Annotated in this window: 18 protein-coding genes; 7 read left to right on the plus strand and 11 right to left on the minus strand. The window is 60.3% G+C overall.

Features of this window, described 5'->3' with window-relative positions:
• Window positions 1–20 precede the first annotated feature (20 nt).
• The 5 genes from leuA to CTATCC11996_RS22340 form a co-directional block, all read right to left on the minus strand.
• On the minus strand, window positions 21–1,694 hold the full coding sequence (leuA, locus tag CTATCC11996_RS22320; protein WP_003080790.1) for a 2-isopropylmalate synthase: 1,674 nt from the start codon (window positions 1,692–1,694) through the stop codon (window positions 21–23).
• 231 nt (window positions 1,695–1,925) lie between these two features.
• A complete protein-coding gene (gene pssA, locus CTATCC11996_RS22325; RefSeq protein ID WP_003056635.1) occupies window positions 1,926–2,795 on the minus strand; it encodes a CDP-diacylglycerol--serine O-phosphatidyltransferase in 870 nt (289 codons plus the stop codon).
• A 199-nt stretch (window positions 2,796–2,994) separates the two neighbouring features.
• Window positions 2,995–4,011, minus strand: a complete 1,017-nt coding sequence (ilvC, locus tag CTATCC11996_RS22330; protein WP_003080801.1) for a ketol-acid reductoisomerase — start codon at window positions 4,009–4,011, stop codon at window positions 2,995–2,997.
• Window positions 4,012–4,083: 72 nt separating this feature from the next.
• Window positions 4,084–4,575 (minus strand): acetolactate synthase small subunit, encoded by a 492-nt coding sequence (ilvN, locus tag CTATCC11996_RS22335; RefSeq protein ID WP_003056638.1) that lies wholly within the window; start codon window positions 4,573–4,575, stop codon window positions 4,084–4,086.
• 158 nt (window positions 4,576–4,733) lie between these two features.
• The gene (locus tag CTATCC11996_RS22340; protein WP_003080805.1) at window positions 4,734–6,521 is read right to left on the minus strand and encodes an acetolactate synthase 3 catalytic subunit; all 1,788 of its coding nucleotides are present in this window, start codon (window positions 6,519–6,521) and stop codon (window positions 4,734–4,736) included.
• A gap of 265 nt (window positions 6,522–6,786) precedes the next feature.
• Here CTATCC11996_RS22340 and CTATCC11996_RS22345 point away from each other — a divergent pair, with 265 nt between their 5' ends.
• The 6 genes from CTATCC11996_RS22345 to CTATCC11996_RS22370 are packed head-to-tail and all read left to right on the plus strand — an operon-like array spanning window position 6,787 to window position 10,254.
• A complete protein-coding gene (locus tag CTATCC11996_RS22345) occupies window positions 6,787–7,356 on the plus strand; it encodes an RNA polymerase sigma factor (RefSeq protein WP_003080808.1) in 570 nt (189 codons plus the stop codon).
• Window positions 7,353–7,808: a DUF3619 family protein gene (locus CTATCC11996_RS22350; RefSeq protein WP_003080811.1), complete on the plus strand. Its 456-nt coding sequence runs from the start codon at window positions 7,353–7,355 to the stop codon at window positions 7,806–7,808. The genes CTATCC11996_RS22345 and CTATCC11996_RS22350 overlap by 4 nt, the downstream gene beginning before the upstream one ends.
• A 22-nt stretch (window positions 7,809–7,830) precedes the next feature.
• Window positions 7,831–8,646, plus strand: a complete 816-nt coding sequence (locus CTATCC11996_RS22355) for a DUF3106 domain-containing protein (RefSeq protein ID WP_003080821.1) — start codon at window positions 7,831–7,833, stop codon at window positions 8,644–8,646.
• A gap of 58 nt (window positions 8,647–8,704) precedes the next feature.
• Window positions 8,705–9,253 (plus strand): RDD family protein, encoded by a 549-nt coding sequence (locus CTATCC11996_RS22360; RefSeq protein ID WP_080569928.1) that lies wholly within the window; start codon window positions 8,705–8,707, stop codon window positions 9,251–9,253.
• Window positions 9,254–9,265: 12 nt separating this feature from the next.
• A complete protein-coding gene (locus tag CTATCC11996_RS22365) occupies window positions 9,266–9,664 on the plus strand; it encodes a diacylglycerol kinase (protein WP_034350025.1) in 399 nt (132 codons plus the stop codon).
• On the plus strand, window positions 9,661–10,254 hold the full coding sequence (locus CTATCC11996_RS22370; RefSeq protein WP_003080827.1) for an LOG family protein: 594 nt from the start codon (window positions 9,661–9,663) through the stop codon (window positions 10,252–10,254). Before CTATCC11996_RS22365 ends, CTATCC11996_RS22370 begins: the two co-directional genes overlap by 4 nt.
• A gap of 134 nt (window positions 10,255–10,388) precedes the next feature.
• On the opposite strand, the gene CTATCC11996_RS22375 is transcribed toward CTATCC11996_RS22370, so the two are convergent.
• Both CTATCC11996_RS22375 and CTATCC11996_RS22380 read right to left on the minus strand, forming a co-directional pair.
• A complete protein-coding gene (locus CTATCC11996_RS22375) occupies window positions 10,389–10,727 on the minus strand; it encodes a P-II family nitrogen regulator (RefSeq protein ID WP_003056652.1) in 339 nt (112 codons plus the stop codon).
• A gap of 51 nt (window positions 10,728–10,778) precedes the next feature.
• The gene (locus tag CTATCC11996_RS22380) at window positions 10,779–12,425 is read right to left on the minus strand and encodes an NAD+ synthase (protein ID WP_003080830.1); all 1,647 of its coding nucleotides are present in this window, start codon (window positions 12,423–12,425) and stop codon (window positions 10,779–10,781) included.
• On the opposite strand from CTATCC11996_RS22380, the gene CTATCC11996_RS22385 reads away from it, so the two are divergent.
• Window positions 12,424–13,785, plus strand: a complete 1,362-nt coding sequence (locus CTATCC11996_RS22385; protein WP_003080833.1) for a GNAT family N-acetyltransferase — start codon at window positions 12,424–12,426, stop codon at window positions 13,783–13,785. The two genes, CTATCC11996_RS22380 and CTATCC11996_RS22385, sit on opposite strands and share 2 nt — an antisense overlap.
• 59 nt (window positions 13,786–13,844) lie before the next feature.
• Here the strand turns inward: CTATCC11996_RS22385 and CTATCC11996_RS22390 are convergent, their stop codons facing one another.
• The 4 genes from CTATCC11996_RS22390 to CTATCC11996_RS22405 form a co-directional block, all read right to left on the minus strand.
• A complete protein-coding gene (locus CTATCC11996_RS22390; protein WP_003080838.1) occupies window positions 13,845–15,614 on the minus strand; it encodes a methyl-accepting chemotaxis protein in 1,770 nt (589 codons plus the stop codon).
• A 430-nt stretch (window positions 15,615–16,044) separates the two neighbouring features.
• Window positions 16,045–17,808: a methyl-accepting chemotaxis protein gene (locus CTATCC11996_RS22395; protein WP_034350075.1), complete on the minus strand. Its 1,764-nt coding sequence runs from the start codon at window positions 17,806–17,808 to the stop codon at window positions 16,045–16,047.
• A gap of 139 nt (window positions 17,809–17,947) precedes the next feature.
• On the minus strand, window positions 17,948–18,475 hold the full coding sequence (gene ppa, locus CTATCC11996_RS22400; RefSeq protein ID WP_003080844.1) for an inorganic diphosphatase: 528 nt from the start codon (window positions 18,473–18,475) through the stop codon (window positions 17,948–17,950).
• A 227-nt stretch (window positions 18,476–18,702) separates the two neighbouring features.
• The gene (locus CTATCC11996_RS22405; protein ID WP_003080846.1) at window positions 18,703–19,227 is read right to left on the minus strand and encodes an Mpo1 family 2-hydroxy fatty acid dioxygenase; all 525 of its coding nucleotides are present in this window, start codon (window positions 19,225–19,227) and stop codon (window positions 18,703–18,705) included.
• Window positions 19,228–19,339: the final 112 nt, after the last annotated feature.

Consider the following 19,339-nt stretch of genomic DNA (forward strand, 5'->3'; position numbering starts at 1 on the left):
CGACACCGGCTTTGAACCTTTTAAGCAGCTACCGCCTCTTCAGCGACAGCGGTAACGCGCTGTACTCCCGAGATGATGGCGCGCAACGAGGCGGAAACGATATTGGCATCCACCCCTACGCCGTAGCAGACCTGAGCGTCATCCACGCGCAATTCCACATAGGCAATCGCCTTGGCATTCGCACCCTCGCCAATCGCATGCTCGGCATAGTTGAGCACGCGCACATTGCGACCGACGTTAGCCGACAACGCCTGCACGAAGGCATCAATGGGGCCCGTACCTTCGCCTTCCAAAAAATACTTTTCTCCGGCGATCTCGATGTGGGAAGTCATATTGACCACCCCATCTGCCTCGCTCAGGCGATATTGAGGCGCCTTGACGGTGTTGACTCCATATTCGCGCTGGAACAGCTCCCACAGATCCGCAGCTGACAACTCCTTGCCGCTGGCATCCATCTCGCGCTGCACGACCTGGCTGAATTCGATCTGCAGGCGGCGGGGCAGCTGAAGTCCGTATTCGCTCTCGAGCAGATAGGCAATGCCGCCCTTGCCCGACTGGCTGTTCACGCGAATCACTGCCTCATAGCTGCGGCCCAGATCCTTGGGATCGATGGGCAGATAAGGCATATCCCAGATATCGCCTTCCTTGTGGGCGGCGAAAGCCTTCTTGATGGCGTCCTGGTGGGAGCCGGAGAAGGAGGTGTAGACCAAGTCACCCACGTAAGGATGACGAGGATGCACGGGCAACTGGTTGCAATGCTCGACCGTTGCGCGGATATCGTCGATGTCGGAGAAATCCAGGCCGGGGTTCACGCCCTGGATATACATATTGAGCGCCACATTCACCACGTCCAGATTGCCGGTGCGCTCGCCGTTACCGAACAGGCAACCTTCCAGACGGTCCGCGCCAGCCATCAGGGACAGCTCGGCAGCCGCCGTTCCCGTGCCGCGGTCGTTATGCGGATGGACCGAGATCACCACGCTGTCACGGCGCTTGATGTTGCGATGTGTCCACTCCACCATGTCGGCAAAGATATTGGGCGTGGAGTGCTCCACCGTGGTGGGCAGGTTGATGATGCACTTGTTCTCGGGCGTGGGTTGCCAGACATCGGTGACGGCGTCGATCACGCGCTTGGAGAACTCCAGCTCGGTGTCCGAATACATTTCGGGCGAATACTGGAAAGTCCACTTGGTCTGGGGGTGCTGGGCCGCGATGTCCTTGAACATCTGCGCATTGGTCACCGCCAACTCCACAATCTCGTCTTCACTCATGTTCAGCACCACGCGGCGCATCACGGGAGCCGTGGCGTTGTAGAGATGGACAATCGCGCGGGGCACGCCTTCGAGCGCCTCGAAAGTGCGACGAATCAGGTGCTCACGCGCCTGGGTCAGCACCTGTACGGTCACGTCGTCGGGAATGCGGTTTTCCTCAATGAGCTTGCGCATGAAGTCGAACTCGATCTGCGAGGCCGAAGGAAAGCCGACTTCGATTTCCTTGAAGCCGATCTTCACCAGTTGCTCGAACATGCGCACCTTGCGCTCGATGTCCATGGGCTCGATCAAGGCCTGGTTGCCGTCACGCAGATCCACGCTGCACCAGACCGGGGGCTTGGTGATGACCGCGTTGGGCCAGGTGCGATCGGTCAGACGCACGGGGGTGAAAGCGCGGTATTTGGTGGAAGGGTTTTGCAACATGGTGAGTCTCTTTAGTCGAAATTAGAGGAAATTGAACCCAGCTCCAGCGACGCCCAAAAGCAAAAACGGCCCGTCGCTGATGCTACGGGCCGCCAAGTAGGGTGTGTTTGTACGCGCGCGCTACTTTCTCTGCCCGTTGGACATTAGTAGTAGAGCTAGCGACAGGTTTTGCATGCGGCTCACTTTAACACAAGAAAAGTTGACAGGGCCAGGATTTTTTCGACGAAGGTTTCAATCGTCGTGCAGGCCGCGCTCGTCGGGTTCGTCCTTGGAGGTCGCCACGATGCTGACCTGCTCGCCCTTGGCACGACGCCAAACATAGATCACATAGCCCGAGACCGAGTAACCGACAAACACCAGGAACAGCATGGTTGCAGGCTCGATACTGACCACGGCCATCAGCAGCGCCACCACCACCAGCGAGACGAACGGCATGCTCTTGGCGCCGCCGATGTCCTTGAAGCTGTAATAGGGAATATTGGTGACCATGGTCAGGCCCGCGAACAGCGTGATGGCGAACATGATCCAGGACAGATCGGCCCGATCCGTGGGATAGCCACCGAACCAGGAAATCACATCGCCAAAGATGGGCACATCGCGATGGGAAACCATCAAGGCACTGGTCAGCCAGATAAAGCCCGCCACCAGAGCCGCGGCCGCAGGCGAAGGCATGCCCTGGAAGTAGCGTTTGTCCACCACGGCCGTATTCACGTTGAAGCGCGCCAGGCGCAATGCCGCGCAGGCGCAATAGACGAAGGCGGCAATCCAGCCCCAGCGCCCCAGGGGACGCAAGGCCCATTCATAGGCAATCAGCGCAGGCGCGGCACCAAAGGACACCATGTCGGAGAGCGAATCCATCTGCTCGCCGAACGCGCTTTGCGTGTGCGTCATGCGCGCCACGCGGCCGTCAAGACTGTCGAGCACCATGGCGCAGAAAACGCCCACGGCCGCCAGTTCGAACTTGTTGTTCATGGCCATGACGATGGCGTAGAAACCGCCAAACAGCGCTGCCAGCGTGAACAGATTGGGCAGCACATAAATGCCTTTGCGCGGCTTGCGCGGCATTCCACTCAGATCGGCAGAATCATTGCTGTTTTGCATCAAACAGACCTCCAGTGCTTGCATGTCAAATGCATGCAGCTATTAAAACGATAGTATTTCAAGCATGGCCATCACGGCCATGTCCCTGCCACCAGTGTACCCGCCACACAGATCGCATCCGGAATGAAAAAAGGCCACCTCGAAGGTGGCCTCTTGCCCAAGCGCAGTCATCCGGCTCGCGCCGAATGACTTGCCTGCATCAGTTGCGGGTCTGGTCGACCAGCTTGTTCTTGGAGATCCAGGGCATCATGGAGCGCAGCTGACCGCCCACTTGCTCGATGGCGTGATCGGCGTTCTGGCGACGACGGGCAGTCATCGAAGGATAATTCAGACGGCCTTCGCTGATGAACATCTTGGCGTATTCACCGCTCTGGATGCGCTTCAAGGCGTTGCGCATGGCCTTGCGGGATTCTTCGTTGATGACTTCGGGGCCGGTCACGTACTCGCCATACTCCGCGTTGTTGGAGATGGAGTAGTTCATGTTGGCGATGCCGCCTTCATACATCAGGTCAACGATCAGCTTGAGCTCGTGCAGGCACTCGAAGTAGGCCATTTCGGGAGCGTAGCCAGCTTCGGTCAGAGTCTCGAAGCCCATCTTCACCAGTTCCACGGCACCGCCGCACAGCACGGCCTGCTCGCCGAACAGGTCGGTCTCGGTTTCTTCCTTGAAGTTGGTCTCGATGATGCCGCCCTTGCCGCCGCCGTTGGCGGAAGCGTAGGACAGGGCCACGTCACGGGCCTTGCCGGACTGGTCCTGGTAGATGGCGATCAGGGAAGGCACGCCGCCGCCCTTCAGGTATTCGGAGCGCACGGTGTGGCCGGGGCCCTTGGGGGCGACCATGATCACGTCCAGATCGGCGCGGGGCACGACCTGGTTGTAGTGCACGTTGAAGCCGTGAGCAAAAGCCAGGGTAGCGCCGGACTTGATGTTGGGCTCGACGTTGTTCTTGTACACCTCGGGGATGTTCTCGTCGGGCAGCAGGATCATGACCACGTCGGCAGCCTTCACCGCGTCGTTCACTTCCATCACGGTCAGACCGGCCTTGCCGACCTTGTCCCAGGAAGAGCCGCCCTTGCGCAGACCGACCACAACCTTCACGCCGCTGTCGTTCAGGTTTTGAGCATGTGCGTGGCCTTGGCTGCCGTAGCCGATGATGGCAACAGTCTTGCCCTTGATCAGGCTCAGGTCACAGTCCTTGTCGTAGAAAACTTTCATGATGGCTCCAGGTCTCTTATCTTGAGGGGGTTGAAAAGGTTTATTCAGATTCAAAAGTGGTGCAAACAGCCATTAGACACGCAGAATGCGTTCGCCGCGGCCAATACCCGAGGCGCCCGTGCGAACGGTCTCAAGGATGGCAGTGCGATCAATGGCCTGCAGGAAGGCGTCGTTCTTGGACTGGTCGCCGGTCAGCTCCACGGTGTAGCTCTTCTCGGTCACGTCGATGATGCGGCCGCGGAAGATGTCCGCCATGCGCTTCATTTCCTCGCGCTCCTTGCCCACGGCACGCACCTTGACCATCATCAGCTCGCGCTCGGTGTAGGCACCTTCGGTCAGGTCCACCACTTTAACCACTTCAATCAGTCGGTTCAGGTGTTTTGTGATTTGCTCAATCACATCGTCCGAGCCCGTGGTGAGGATGGTCATGCGCGACAGCGAGGGGTCCTCGGTCGGTGCGACAGTCAGGGATTCGATGTTGTAGCCACGGGCAGAAAACAGGCCCACGACGCGCGACAGTGCTCCAGGCTCGTTCTCGAGCAGCACGGCAATAATGTGTTTCATTGGGAGATTCCTCTTTTCGCCGCCCTCCCCTGACACCGGTAAGTGCCAGGCTCGGCGGACAATAGATTCGTCAAAAGATGCTATTTAAAATATAGCTGCTTGCGATTGAAATGTAAGCGTTTGAGACCGATTTCACTGAAGAACCGGCTGTCCACGCATCACAGGTCGTCAGCGCCCAGCAGCATTTCCGTGATGCCACGGCCGGCCTGCACCATGGGGAACACGTTCTCGGTCGGATCGGTGCGGAAGTCCAGGAAGACCGTCTTGCTTTCCTCGCGCACGATGCGACGTGCCTCGCGCAGCGCAGCTTCGACATCGGCAGGCTTTTCGATCAGCAGGCCACGGTGACCGAAGGCCTCCGCCAGCTTCACGAAGTCGGGCAGCGAATCCATGTAGCTGCTCGAGTAGCGACCCGAGTATTCAATTTCCTGCCACTGACGCACCATGCCCAGGAAGCGGTTGTTCAGCGCGCAGATGACCACCGGGGTGTTGTACTGCTTGCAGGTAGCCAGCTCCTGGATGTTCATCTGGATCGAGCCTTCGCCCGTGATGCAGAAGACTTCGGAGTCGGGCTTGGCCAGCTTGATACCCATGGCGTAAGGCAGACCCACACCCATGGTGCCCAGACCGCCGGAGTTGATCCAGCGACGGGGTTCATCAAAGCGGTAATACTGCGCCGCCCACATCTGGTGCTGACCCACATCGGAGGTGATGTAGGCGTCCGCATCCTTGGTCATGTTCCACAGCGTGTCGACCACATACTGAGGCTTGATGACTTCGGTGTTGGACTTGTCGTAGCTCAGGCAGTCGCGGCTGCGCCAGCCTTCGATGGTGTTCCACCATTGACCCAGAGCTGCCTCATCGGGACGCTGGGCCGACTCGCGCAGCATGGCGATCAGCTCGCTCAGCACATCCTTGACATCGCCCACGATAGGCACGTCCACCTTCACGCGCTTGGAGATGGAGGAAGGATCGATGTCGATATGGATGATCTTGCGCTCCACCGACATGAAATGCTTGGGATTGCCGATCACGCGATCGTCAAAGCGAGCACCCACAGCCAGCAGCACATCGCAGTTCTGCATGGCATTGTTGGCTTCGATGGTGCCGTGCATGCCAAGCATGCCCAGGAACTTCTTGTCGCTGGCGGGGTAGGCACCCAGACCCATCAGGGTGTGAGTGACCGGGTAGCCCAGCATGTCCACCAGCTGGCGCAGCTCGTTGCAGGCATTGCCCAGAAGCACGCCGCCGCCGGTATAGATATAGGGGCGCTTGGCCGTCAACAGCAGCTGCAGAGCCTTGCGAATCTGGCCCGCATGACCCTTTTTGACGGGGTTGTACGAGCGCATTTCCACTTTTTCAGGATAGCCTGTGTACAGCGCCTTCTTGAAGGACACGTCCTTGGGAATATCCACCACCACAGGGCCGGGGCGGCCGGTGCGGGCGATGTGGAAAGCCTTTTTCATGGTCTCGGCCAGCTCGCGCACATCCTTGACCAGGAAGTTGTGCTTGACGATGGGACGAGTGATGCCCACGGTGTCGCACTCTTGAAATGCGTCGGTACCGATGTAATTGGTCGATGTCTGACCCGCAATCACCACCATGGGGATGGAGTCGGTATAGGCGGTGGCAATGCCCGTCACCGCGTTGGTCAGACCGGGGCCGGAAGTCACCAGCGCCACGCCCACCTCGCCGGTGGCACGCGCAAAACCGTCGGCAGCATGCACGGCCGCCTGCTCGTGGCGCACCAGCACATGCTGAATGCTGTCCTGCTTGTAGAGCGCGTCGTAGATATAGAGAACTGCCCCGCCAGGGTAACCCCACAGGTGCTTGACACCTTCAGCCTGAAGAGACTTGATGAGGATTTCGGAGCCCATCAATTCCTGGGCGCCCTTGGGGGACGATGCAGCAGCTGCAGAGGCCAGCTCGGCTTTGGAGATTTCCATGATCAACCTTTGTGAATTTCTCTAACGAAAAACCTTCGGTGCCCTTAGCCTGAAGCCCTTGTGAGGCCGGTTTAGGACTTAAGACCACATGCCATGGACGTTTGTGTGTACGCCGGACCGTGATCCGTTTGCTTCTTTAAGTTGAAGATCATTATCGCACTGCAACAAGACCTTCAAATGCAGTACACAAAAAAACATCATCGGATGCGATAATCGGCCGCTTTCGCCACTACCTAACTCCCGCTTTCTCCAGGGTTACTCTCTCTTGGCCACAGAACAAGAACTGTCTGCATTCCTCAAAGACGTCGAAAAGCGCGCCTTCAAACGCAGCGTTTTCCATGTCCGTGACGAGGAGGCCGCCCTGGATATCGTGCAGGACAGCATGCTCAAGCTGGCCCAGCACTATGGGGACAAGCCCGTCAACGAGCTGCCGATGCTGTTCCAGCGCATTCTGTCGAACAGCACCCTGGACTGGTTTCGCCGCCAAAAGACCCAGAAAGCCGTTTTCACCCACTTCAGCGACCTGGAGTCTTCCGTAGACGGGGACAGCGACTTCGACTGGCTGGAAACCTATGCCACCAATAGCAACGAAGCAGCCTCCAGCAACGCCGAGAGCCTGACCGAACGCAAGCAGACACTGCAAAGCATAGAAAAAGAGATACAGGAGCTGCCTGCACGTCAACGCGAGGCCTTTCTCATGCGTTACTGGGAAGAGATGGATGTCGCGGAGACCGCTGCCGCCATGGGTTGCTCAGAAGGTAGCGTCAAAACCCATTGCTTCCGCGCCATCCAAACATTGAGCAAGGCACTCAAGGCCAAAGGAATCGAGTTATGAAATCCGTGCCCACCCTCCGGCAAGAACAGGCCGTCGACCGTATTGCCCGTCAAATCACTGCCCGACTGAGTGAGGGTGAAGCCTTGCTCCCGTATGAAGTCACCGAACGCCTGCGCGCCTCCCGCGAGCAAGCCGTGTCCATACGCCGCCGCGAAGCGTCTGTGCTGCGCGTTCAGGCCAGCACCGCAACCTCTGCCCAGGGCAGCACCCTGACACTGGGCAACCCCGACGAGGGTAACGGCTGGTGGCGCACCCTGGTCTCGGCCATCCCCGTTTTTGCACTCATTGCGGGCCTGGTAATCTACAACTCCGACACCGAACAAAGTATGCTGAGCGAAGTCACCGAGGTCGATACCGCCTTGCTGACCGATGATCTGCCCCCTGCTGCCTACTCTGACCCTGGTTTCATCCAGTACCTCAAGACCTCGGCAGCCACTCCATCAGAACACTAAACAGCCTGCCACCTCTGTCTTGATGCCCACTGAGAAGCGCTCCCTCCTGAAACCCGACAACACCGCCGCCATCATGGCGGCGCTGTTGTTGGTGGCCTTGGGCTGGACAGGATGGAATGTCGTACAGCAAGTCAGGCTGGCACCGAGCTCCGTGCCCCCCGCCACGGTCGCTGCATCCAGATCCATGCATGCAGACCCGTCCACGCGCCAAAGAGCCACGGCACAGGCTTCGGGCCCACGCTGGGGCGAGCTCAGCAGCCACCAGCGCGAGATTCTGCAGCCGCTGCAAGAGCGCTGGGCCATGATCGGCTCGGTACAGAAGCGCCGCTGGATTGCCCTGGCGGATGGCTTTGACAAACTCAGCGAGCGCGAACAGCAAAAGCTTCATGACCGCATGGAAGCCTGGTCCGGCCTGAGTGCCGCCCAGCGCAACCAGGCCCGGCTGAACTTCGCCATTACCAACAAGCTCGCGACCGACAAACAGGCCCAGTGGGAGGCCTACCAGGCTCTGAGCGATGAGGAAAAGCGACTGTTGGCCGCCCGCGCCACCCCCAAGGTGGTAAGCGCCGCACCCGCCATCAAGCCCGTGCCTTCCAAGAAGCTGGCGCGCATTCCTGCTGCCACGGCCTCACCCAATACGGTGCCCAATCTGCCCAAGATTCCGCCCGCAACCATTCATCACCCACCACCGCCCGTGCCCGCAACACCAGCCATGGTGGAGACGCACCCCATCCGTACGCCCTCGGTGATTGTGGAGACGGCTCCCGTAGACATTCCTCGCGCCACACCGATCACCCTGCCTCCGCTGGATGCGCCAAGTCAAGACGCCCACCAATGACAGTATCGGCGCGGCAACCGAGCGCCAAGCCCGCTGACCCGAGCCCTACAATGCCCTCATGCAGCAAGACACCCCGATCCGCGAAGGCAGTGCAGCACCTTTATCCACTCCTGATTTCATAGCTCCAAGCCTGCGCCGCCGCATGGCCTGCTGGCTTTATGAAGGCATGCTTTTGTTTGGCGTGGTGTTCATCGCCGGCTATCTGTTCGGCACGCTGTCGCAGACGCGCAATGCACTCGACAACCGTCATCTGCTGCAGGCCTTCATGCTGGTGGTGCTGGGGATTTACTTTGTCTGGTTCTGGAGCAAGGGGCAGACGCTGGCCATGAAGACCTGGCATATCCGCGTGGTCGATACCCAAGGCCGCCCCCTGACGCAAACCCGCGCCCTGCTGCGCTACGCAGCCAGCTGGATGTGGTGGCTGCCGCCGCTGGCCCTGCTCTACCCGCTGGGCCTGCCGCCACTGGAAGTGCTGGTGCTGCTCATGGGCTGGATTCTGATCTGGGCCTTGCTGAGCCGCTTTCACCCCCGAAAGCAGTTCTGGCACGATGCCTGGGCCGGCACCCAGCTGGTGCATCAGGCCCCCACTCCCAAACGCATCCGCTGACCCGACCTCTCCATGAGCACCTCCTCACCCGACCCCGTCAACCCGCAAAAAAGCCGTACCGGACTGTCCCGGGTGCTGCATGCCGGCGGCTACTCGCTGGCTGGCCTCAAGGCCGGCTGGCATGAAAAGGCATTTCAGCAAGAAGCCATCTGTGCTGCTGTCATGATTCCTCTGGCGCTCTGGCTGGGCCAGAGCTGGGAGCAGACAGCGCTGCTGGCCGGCAGCGTCATCCTGGTGCTCATTGTGGAATTGCTCAATACCGGCATAGAGGCAGCCATAGACCGTATCGGCCCCGAATGGCACGAGCTGTCCAAGAAAGCCAAGGACATGGGCAGCGCCGCCGTATTTCTGGCCCTGTGCCTGTGCGCAGCCGTCTGGGCTGCCGCTCTTTATCACCGTTTCATCGTATGACTCAACCCGCTTTTTCCATTTGCGTGTACTGCGGCTCACGCCCCGGCACCAACCCTCAATTCACCGAAGTCGCCAAGGCCGTGGGCCAATGGATAGGCTCGCGCGGCGGTCAGCTGGTCTATGGCGGCGGACGCAGCGGCCTGATGGGCGTGGTGGCAGAAGCCACGCAACAAGCTGGCGGCCGCGTCGTCGGCATCATCCCTCAGGCACTGGTCGACAAGGAACTGGCCAACCAGGCCTGCGACGAACTGCACATCGTCAAGAACATGCACGAACGCAAGGCCATGATGGCCGAGCGCAGCGATGCCTTCGTGGCCCTGCCCGGCGGCATCGGCACGTTTGAAGAGCTGTTCGAAGTCTGGACCTGGCGCCAGCTGGGCTACCACGACAAGCCCGTCGGCATTCTCAATGTGGATGGCTATTACGACGCCATGCTGCAGTTTCTTCAGTCCTGTGTGGGCAACGGCTTCATGGGCGAGTGGCAGATGGGCCTGATCGAAAGCAGCAGCGACACCTCGGCCCTGCTGCAAAATCTCGTCCAGAATGCCGGCAGCCAACTGGATACCCCGCCTCTGCGCTCGGTGATCTGAGCCCTGAAAACCCTGCAGGGCGGCATCCGCCGGCCTGCAGGCAATGCGCACGCCCGGCTCCGGGCCATGAAAAAAGCCAGACTCAAGGTCTGGCTTTTTGACTGGGGCGCATGACAGGGGCGCGACATGGCGGCTCAGACAGCAGTGTCGTCCAGCTCGCCCGTGCGGATGCGCACCACCCGCTCCACGGGGGTGATGAAGATCTTGCCGTCACCAATCTTGCCGGTGCGCGCGACATTGACGACTGCATCCACGCAGCGGTCCACGTCCTCATCTCGCACCACGACTTCGATCTTCACCTTGGGCAGGAAATCGACCACATACTCAGCGCCACGATAGAGCTCGGTATGGCCCTTCTGGCGACCAAAACCCTTGACTTCGGTCACGGTCAGACCATTCACCCCACACTCGGCCAGGGCCTCGCGCACTTCCTCGAGCTTGAAGGGCTTGATGACGGCGGTAATCATTTTCATGGGGCTGGTTCCTCAATTGATTGAAATCGGCAAAACACCGGAGGCAGAGCCTCAGGCGCGAAATTTGTTGGTGATGGGGTAGCGCCAGTCCTTGCCAAAGCTGCGCATCGTCAGGCGTGGACCGACCGGCGCCTGGCGACGCTTGTACTCGTTGATTTGTATCAGACGCGTGACTCGCTCCACATCCGCCGGCGCAAAACCCTCGGCGACGATGGAGCTTATGCTCTCGTTGTTTTCCATGTAACGGGACACGATGGCATCCAGCACCTCGTAGTCCGGCAGACTGTCCTGATCCTTCTGATCGGGGCGCAACTCGGCGCTGGGCGGACGCGTGATGATGCGCTCGGGAATGGGATCGAGCCCGGTGCCGAAGGGGTCGTTGGCATTGCGCCAGCGTGCCAGCGCAAAAACCTCTGTCTTGAACACATCCTTGATGACGGCAAAGCCTCCGGCCATGTCGCCGTACAGCGTGCAATAGCCGGTGGACATCTCGCTCTTGTTGCCTGTGGTCAGCACGATGGAGCCAAACTTGTTGCTCATGGCCATCAGCAAGGTACCGCGAATACGGGCTTGCAGGTTTTCCTCGGTCGTGTCTTCGGCGCGCCCGGCAAAAGTGCCTGCCAGCGCAGCCTTGAAGGCCTCGAACTGCGGCGCGATATCGATTTCTTCGTGCTGCACGCCCACGCGCTCGGACATCTCGCGCGCATCCAGCCAGCTGATATCGGCCGTATAGGGCGAAGGCATCATGACCGTGCGCACCTTGTCCGCCCCCAGCGCGTCCACGGCGATAGCCAGTACCAGGGCCGAGTCCATGCCGCCCGACAGGCCGATGAGTGCCCCCGGAAAACGGTTCTTGCCGACATAGTCGCGCACGGACAGCACCAGCGCAGACCAAAGCGCATGGTGGTGGCTCAGCTGGGGCTTGACTTGGCCCATCAGCGTCACGCATCCATCCACCAGTTGCGCGGCCACCACGGGCAGCTCTTCATCGAAAGCTGCCGCGCGAGCCGCCACCTGACCTCTGGCGTCCACCGCAAACGAGCAGCCGTCGAACACGACTTCGTCCTGGCCGCCCACCAGATGGGCATAGACCAGTGGGACCGCGTTTTCAACGGCGCGCTGCGCTATCACCGCCTCGCGCTCCAGGGGTTTGCCACTATGAAATGGCGAGGCATTGATGACGACCAGCAACTGGGCGCCTGCGGCCACGGCGATACGAGCCGGGCCGGCATGCCAGGCGTCTTCGCAAATCAGCAACCCGATCTGGATGCCGTCGAGCTCGAAGACACAGCTCTCTTCGCCGGCCGCAAAGTAGCGCTGTTCGTCGAACACGCCAAAATTGGGCAGCAGCTGTTTGAAATAGCGCGCAATCTGCTGACCATCGCGCAGCACGCTGGCAGCATTGAACAGTTTCTCACCTTGCGCATCGCGCTGCGGGTGACCGATGACCAGCGCCAGCCCCGGCCATTGGACACTGGCTTGCTGCAATTGCTGCAGGGCCGCGTCGCAGGCCTCCAAGAATGCCGGACGCAGATACAGATCCTCAGCCGCGTAGCCGCACAGGGCAAGCTCGGGCGTGAGCAGCAGGCGGGCACCGTTGGCATAAGCTTCAGCAGCAGCGGCGATGATTTTCTGGACATTGCCAGAGAGGTCTCCCACAACAAAATTGCGTTGGGCACAGCAAATGGAAAGCGTCATGAAAAGCAAGCTAGGCGGTGAGGCCACCAGCCCCCGCGACAATCAGGGCATGGCCGAAAACAAGATTATCACTCGCGTGCTTGCCAGCGTGCAGCAGCTGGACGCACAAACCTGGAATGTGCTGCTGGCCTCTCAATCCACGCCCACGCCCTTCATGCGCCACGAATACCTGGCGGCCATGGAGCAAAGCGGCAGCGCCACGCCCGACACCGGCTGGATCGCCCGGGTCATCACCATCTGGGACGGCGATGAGCTGCTGGCTGCCTGCCCCCTCTACATCAAGACCCACTCTTACGGCGAATATGTGTTCGACTGGGCCTGGGCGCGCGCCTATCAGCAGCATGGCCTGCCTTACTACCCCAAGGGCTTGCTGGCCGTCCCCTTCACGCCCGTGCCCGGCTCGCGTCTGCTGGCACGCAGCCAGGCGCTGCGCGTGGCGCTGGTGCATGCCGTCCAGGCCTGGGCAGCCGAGCAGCAGCTGTCATCACTTCACTTGCTTTTCGGTGATGCCGACGATCTTGCCGCCTGCGCTGCGGCCGGCTGGATGCAGCGCAGCACGGTGCAGTTTCACTGGACGAACACGCCGCCCGCGCTCCCCGCTGCGCGCACCACCGTGCCCGCCAAGGCAGAACCCGCCAGCATGCAGGCCTGCGCCGACACCGCAACGACACCGCCCTGCTGGAAGGACTTCGACGATTTTCTGGGCTCGCTGAACCAGGAAAAGCGCAAGAAGATCCGCCAGGAGCGGCGCAAGGTTGTCGAGGCCGGCGTAAGCTTCAAGGCCCTGCAGGGCCGCGACATTGGTGCGCAGGACTGGTCCTTCTTCTACCGTTGCTACGAGCGCACCTACCTGGAGCATGGCAACCCGCCATATCTGACACCGGAGTTCTTTGCCGCCATAGCCTCTGCCATGCCCGAGAACTGGGTGATGTTCATTGCCGAGCGCAACGGACAACCTGTAGCATCAAGTTTGATAGCTATTACCGCCCATCAACCAATGAATTCAGCATTAAAACCATTGGTTTTTGATGGTAGACAAGCGCAAGCAGCTATCAATAACAATGTCGCCTATGGCCGCTACTGGGGCGCTCTGGAGCGGATCGACAGCTTGCATTTCGAAGCCTGTTACTACCAGCCCATCGAATGGTGCATCGCCAACGGCTTTGCCCGCTTCGAGGGCGGCGCCCAGGGCGAGCACAAGATGGCCCGCGCGCTGCTGCCCGTGGAAACGCCGAGTGCCCACTGGGTGGCCCACCCGGCTTTTGCCGATGCCATCGAGCGCTTTTTGCAGCGCGAAGGCGAAGGCATGGCCCAGTATGTGCAGGAGCTGCAATCCCATAGCCCGCTGCGCAAGACCTGAAGGCAGAGACAAAAAAGGCCACTTTGCAGCGGCCTTGAAGCTCAGACTCCGGGAGACATTCAGAAGGTTTCCCAGTCATCCTCGTTCAGCGAGGACTTGGGCGCATTGCGGGCAGGTGCAGATTCACCCGCAACAGCGCCCCCCATCAAAGAGCGCGGGGCTGCCGGCATGGGGGCAGGACGGGTGGCCACACGACGCACAGGTGCCTGACGCGCCGGGGCGGCAGCGGCGACCACGGCCGGTGCCGTTGCGCGGGCTGCAGCCTTGGGTGCCTGGTCATAAAGCGCACTGGCAGGCAGCTGGAAGACCGCCACGGCCTGAACCAGATCCTGCGCCTGCTTGCGCAGCGCGCCGGCGGCGGCAGCACTTTCCTCCACCAGCGCCGCGTTTTGCTGCGTCGTCTGATCCATCTGCGTCACCGCCTCGCCAACCTGGGCCACACCCTGGCTCTGCTCCTGGCTGGCGGCACTGATCTCGGCCATCAGATCCGTCACCCTGCTGATCGCCGACACGATGTCGGCCATGGTGGCACCGGCCTTGTCCACCAGCTGCGTGCCCTGCTCCACCCGCTGCACGCTGGTGCTGATCAAGGCCTTGATTTCCTTGGCGGCCTCGGCACTGCGCTGGGCCAGGGTACGCACCTCGCCCGCCACCACGGCAAAACCACGGCCCTGCTCACCGGCGCGCGCTGCTTCCACAGCCGCATTCAGCGCCAGGATATTGGTCTGGAAGGCGATGGAGTCGATGACCGTGATGATGTCGGCAATCTGCTGGCTGCTGTTGTTGATGCCCTTCATGGTTTCCACCACTTCGGCCACCACGGCACCGCCCTGCGCTGCCACCTGGGAAGCATTCATCGCCATTTGATTGGCGGCACGGGCGTTGTCGGCGTTCTGGCGCACGGTGGAGCCCAGCTGCTCCATGGAGGCAGCGGTTTCCTCCAGCGCACTGGCCTGCTCCTCGGTGCGCCCGGAGAGATCGGCGTTGCCCGAGGCAATCTGCGAACTGGCCGAGGCCACGCCTTCCGCGTTCTGGCGCACCGTGCGCACGGTCTGCACCAGACTGTTTTGCATGCGCTCCAGAGCGCCGAGCAAGCGGCCTGTTTCGTCCTGTCGCTCCACGCGGATGACGCCGCTCAGATCCCCATTGGCCACGCGGTCCGCGGCCTGCATCGCCTGCTCCAGCGGCGCACGGATGGAGCGCACCAGCCAGATGCCTGCCCCTGCAGCCACCAGCACCGCAACCAGGGCAGCCAAGGCAAGCATGCTCACAGCCCGGTCGTAGACCTTCTCCGAAGCCAGCGTCTCGCCCCTTGCCACATCGCCGTTGAACTTGATCAGCTTTTGCAGAGTCGCCGAAGACTGGTCATAGAGCTTGAGAGATTCGCCTCCCAGCAATTGCTTGGCCTGCTCTTTATCGCCTCGACGCGAAATTTCGAACAGTTGCTTGTTCAACTCGACATAACGCTCCCGTTCGCGCAGGAACTGCGTGTAGAGCTCGCGCTCCTCGGCAGTGACAATCAGGGGCTCATAGAGCTTTTTTGCCTCCGCCAGGTGTTTCTGCAATTGCTCGAATTGAGCTTCCACCCGAGCCATATAGCCAGGCTCGTCATTGTTGACATGCCGCAACTCGAGCAAGCGGGTGCGCGCCAGGTCGGTATTGAGGGTATTGATCACTTCCACGCTGGGCAACGCGTTGCCGGTGATGGTTTCGGCGCTGGAGCGCATGGAGCGCAGCTGCAGCAGTGCCATGGCAACCACCACGACCAGCAGCAAGACCAGAACCCCGAACGTGCCGAGAATCCGCGTGGAGATTTTGATGCTTTTCATTGATTGCACCTCCCTCTATTACCAATTAGTTTTTATAAATACTTCTTTTGAATCCATGCCCACGGAGCGCAAGGATTCAATTTTTTCTGCTCGATCGGGAATATCTCTCTGAATGGCATGCCAGAGATGGAATGATCCTTGATACCGGCTTATATGTTTTCAATTGTTTCCAGTTTCATAGTCCTTGCCTATCTTCAAGAGCCTACAGCCATGTAGGCAGTCACTTACGCCGCACTAAAGTTACTTAAAGTTACTAACAAGTGACAACAGAGATTCTCGATGCCATCGCAACCTACATAACCTTGAAAAAGCATCAAGCCACCCCTCTTCTTGATCAATATCAAGACAGTTTGAAGAAAGCTTGTAAAAAAAACCCGACAGCGTTCGCTATCGGGGTTTTGAGACAGAAGTCGTTGAAACCGGCAATACCTCAGAACTGCTCCCAATCCTGGTCATTGGTCAAAGCGGGCTGAGCCGTTTTGACTGACGCCGGCACAGCCTTGCCCGGGCCTTGATCGGCTAACGCAGCAGCCCTCGGGCCAGCGCTCATGCCGGCCTTTGCAACCGGCTCGACCCGATTTTTCAGCGCCGAAGTGGCAAAGCTCTGGGCCTGATTCCCCAACTGAAAAATCGCCACCGAATCGACCAGAGCCTTGGCCTGGCGCTGCAAAGAGTCGGCAGCTGCCGCGCTCTGCTCCACCAGGGCCGCATTCTGCTGTGTGGTCTGATCCATCTGGGTGACGGCTTCGCCCACCTGGGCCACGCCCTGGCTCTGCTCACGGCTGGCCGCGCTGATCTCGCCCATGATGTCCGTCACACGGCCTATGGCCGTCACGATTTCAGCCATGGTGTCCCCGGCCTTGTCCACCAGCTGCGAGCCTTGCTCCACGCGCTCCACGCTGGCATGGATGAGCTGCTTGATTTCCTTGGCCGCCTCGGCGCTGCGCTGGGCCAGTGTGCGCACCTCTCCCGCCACCACGGCAAAGCCACGGCCTTGCTCGCCGGCACGCGCGGCTTCCACGGCCGCATTCAGGGCCAGGATATTGGTCTGGAAGGCAATCGAGTCGATCACGCCGATGATGTCGGCGATCTGGCGGCTGCTGTCGTTGATGCCCTTCATGGTGTCCACCACCTGGGCAACCACATCCCCGCCGCGACCCGCGACATCGGAGGCATTCTTGGCCATTTGATTGGCGGTCTGGGCGTTGTCGGCGTTCTGACGCACGGTCGAGCCCAGCTGCTCCATGGATGCCGCCGTTTCCTCCAGGGCGCTGGCCTGGCTTTCGGTGCGCGCCGAGAGATCCGCATTGCCCTGAGCGATTTCGTTGGACGCCAGGGCAACGCCATGGGCATTGCCGCGCACATCCTGGACCACGGCGGACAGCTGCCGACGCATGTCTTCCAGCGCATTGAGCAGCAAGCCCATTTCATCGCGGCGCTGATTCTTCACCACCATGCCCAGTCTGCCGGCAGCCACGGCCTGCGCCAGCTCAACTGCCGTGGCCACGGGGGCCGTGATGGCACGTGTCATCGCAATGCCGACCACGGCGGCAAACAGCACCACCAGCGCCAGCGTGCCTAGCAGCCAGTAGCGGGCCAGCTCGAAACTGGACTTTTCGGCCTGCTGGGCCTTGGCCGCGTTCTCGAGCTGCTGCGTCATCAGCTTGCCCGTGCTTTCCGCCAGCTGGCTGAAGGCCTGTTCGGACAGCCCGGCAAAGAACAGTCCCAGCTCGTCGGCCATGCCTGCCTGGCTGTCCACGGTGTTGTAGTCGCCATCACGTGCCCGTGCCAGCAACTGCTCGTGCAACTTCAGGAAATTCGCCTTGTTGGCCTGATAGCCCTCGTAGGCCTCGCGCAGCGGCTGACTCGCAATCAGGTCGTTGACCACTTTCTCCTGCTCGGCAATGGTTTTCAGGCGCTGCTGGATCTGCTGCTCATAGCCTTCAATCTCGACCAGGGTGCGAGCGGTGGCGATACCTGCCTCATGGCGGCGCAGCCGGTTGTACTCGGAACGCATGGAGGCTGCGTTGTAGACGCTGGGCAGCGCCACCTCGGATACCTCGCGGCCCGCTGCATGAATGCTGGACAGCTGCAACCAGGCCACCAGCCCGAGCAATGCAGACAACAACACCAGCGCCGTAAAGCTGATGCCCAACTTGGTCCCCACGCGCCAGTCCGAAATCTTCCAACTCATGCGCTCCCCCTCGTATTTATCGATGCAGGCCATAAAAAAACGCACCAAGCGAGGTCCGCCGGGTGCGTTTCAAATTGTATATATGCAGATTGCTGGGCTTCTCTGCAAGTAAAGGTTAGAGACCCTTTACTAGTTTGGATCAGCCCTTGTAGTTGGCGATACCGTCCACGATTTCCTTGTGTGCTGCGTCCACACCCTTCCAACCCAGAACCTTGACCCACTTGCCCTTTTCCAGATCCTTGTAGTGCTCGAAGAAGTGGGCGATCTGCTGCAGGGTCAGCTCATGGATGTCGCTGAGGTGGTTGATCTTGTCGTAGGAAGGCAGCAGCTTCTGTGTGGGCACTGCCAGCACCTTGCCGTCGACGCCGGACTCGTCTTCCATCTCCAGAATGCCGATGGCACGGCAGGGCACCACCACGCCGCTGGGCAGGGGGAAGGGAGTCATCACCAGCACGTCCACGGGGTCACCGTCGCCAGACAGGGTCTTGGGCACGTAGCCGTAGTTCACGGGGTAGTGCATGGCAGTGCCCAGGAAACGATCCACGAACAGGCAGCCGGACTCCTTGTCCACTTCGTACTTCACGGGAGCCGAGTTGGCCGAGATTTCGATGACGACGTTGAAGACTTCAGGCGTCTTGGAGCCGGGGGTCACATTGTTCAGAGACATGATGGTTGGGTGAAGTAATACAAAAAGCCCCGCAAGAGCCAACAAGGCATCAGCCCCCGAGGGTCAACCCGCGATTTTAGGCGCATGACCCTAACGCAGGCATTACATGTTTGAAAGATGCACGCGTAGTTGTGTATTACCGCCAGGCGCCGCTAGCCACAATACCCATAAAAACTCACTCAAACCAATATACATACAGCGGACTTAGCTCTCAGAACCAGAGCACATCAAGCGTTCACCGTGTGCCGGCGACGCACGGGGCCGCTGCGCTGCTCCACCGCCGCCTGCACCTCCTTGCGCAGCCCGAGCGCAAAGCCCAGTTCGGCCGCCACAAACAGCGGGCCTATCAGCAGGCCCATCACATCGTCAAAAAAGGCGGGCTTGCGTCCTTCCCAGTAGTGACCGATGAACTGGATCACCCAGCCCAGCGCAAACAAACCCAGCCCCCAGGCCAGCCAGTTGCCCATGGGCTGCGCGGCGATGGGAGTGGCCAGCGCCAGCATGGCGGCCAGCAGCACGCTCATGAACAATCCATAGCGCCCGTCCAGTCGCCAGTAATACACCGCGGCAGCAACCGCTGCCAGCAGGGCCAGCGAGATCGGCACACCGCCAAGCGTTCCCCATTGCAGCCTGGCCAGCAAAATCACCACTGCCTGCATGATCATGGGTACGCCGATGTAATGCGTGACGATATTGCGCGGGTCGCGGTGGTAGTCGGCGTAGTTGGACAGTTGATCGATTAGGGTTTTCATCGCTGTATCTCCTGGTCGCTTGTCAGAGCATGGTGACGCAGCATCAACCTTGCCGTCTGTCATGCCACCGACACAAGCGCTAAACCCCTCACCCAGGCCTGTATTGGCCTCA

This window comes from Comamonas testosteroni ATCC 11996, from assembly GCF_000241525.1.
Taxonomy (GTDB): domain Bacteria; phylum Pseudomonadota; class Gammaproteobacteria; order Burkholderiales; family Burkholderiaceae_C; genus Comamonas; species Comamonas testosteroni.

What these genes read in the sequence shown, in the direction of transcription:
- leuA (WP_003080790.1), bottom strand. Translation starts at nt 1,694, where the DNA reads ATGTTGCAAAACCCTTCCACCAAATACCGCGCTTTCACCCCCGTGCGT.
- pssA (WP_003056635.1), bottom strand. Translation starts at nt 2,795, where the DNA reads ATGCAAAACAGCAATGATTCTGCCGATCTGAGTGGAATGCCGCGCAAG.
- ilvC (WP_003080801.1), bottom strand. Translation starts at nt 4,011, where the DNA reads ATGAAAGTTTTCTACGACAAGGACTGTGACCTGAGCCTGATCAAGGGC.
- ilvN (WP_003056638.1), bottom strand. Translation starts at nt 4,575, where the DNA reads ATGAAACACATTATTGCCGTGCTGCTCGAGAACGAGCCTGGAGCACTG.
- CTATCC11996_RS22340 (WP_003080805.1), bottom strand. Translation starts at nt 6,521, where the DNA reads ATGGAAATCTCCAAAGCCGAGCTGGCCTCTGCAGCTGCTGCATCGTCC.
- CTATCC11996_RS22350 (WP_003080811.1), top strand. Translation starts at nt 7,353, where the DNA reads ATGAAATCCGTGCCCACCCTCCGGCAAGAACAGGCCGTCGACCGTATT.
- CTATCC11996_RS22355 (WP_003080821.1), top strand. Translation starts at nt 7,831, where the DNA reads ATGCCCACTGAGAAGCGCTCCCTCCTGAAACCCGACAACACCGCCGCC.
- CTATCC11996_RS22360 (WP_080569928.1), top strand. Translation starts at nt 8,705, where the DNA reads ATGCAGCAAGACACCCCGATCCGCGAAGGCAGTGCAGCACCTTTATCC.
- CTATCC11996_RS22365 (WP_034350025.1), top strand. Translation starts at nt 9,266, where the DNA reads ATGAGCACCTCCTCACCCGACCCCGTCAACCCGCAAAAAAGCCGTACC.
- CTATCC11996_RS22370 (WP_003080827.1), top strand. Translation starts at nt 9,661, where the DNA reads ATGACTCAACCCGCTTTTTCCATTTGCGTGTACTGCGGCTCACGCCCC.
- CTATCC11996_RS22375 (WP_003056652.1), bottom strand. Translation starts at nt 10,727, where the DNA reads ATGAAAATGATTACCGCCGTCATCAAGCCCTTCAAGCTCGAGGAAGTG.
- CTATCC11996_RS22385 (WP_003080833.1), top strand. Translation starts at nt 12,424, where the DNA reads ATGAAAAGCAAGCTAGGCGGTGAGGCCACCAGCCCCCGCGACAATCAG.
- CTATCC11996_RS22380 (WP_003080830.1), bottom strand. Translation starts at nt 12,425, where the DNA reads ATGACGCTTTCCATTTGCTGTGCCCAACGCAATTTTGTTGTGGGAGAC.
- CTATCC11996_RS22390 (WP_003080838.1), bottom strand. Translation starts at nt 15,614, where the DNA reads ATGAAAAGCATCAAAATCTCCACGCGGATTCTCGGCACGTTCGGGGTT.
- CTATCC11996_RS22395 (WP_034350075.1), bottom strand. Translation starts at nt 17,808, where the DNA reads ATGAGTTGGAAGATTTCGGACTGGCGCGTGGGGACCAAGTTGGGCATC.
- ppa (WP_003080844.1), bottom strand. Translation starts at nt 18,475, where the DNA reads ATGTCTCTGAACAATGTGACCCCCGGCTCCAAGACGCCTGAAGTCTTC.
- CTATCC11996_RS22405 (WP_003080846.1), bottom strand. Translation starts at nt 19,227, where the DNA reads ATGAAAACCCTAATCGATCAACTGTCCAACTACGCCGACTACCACCGC.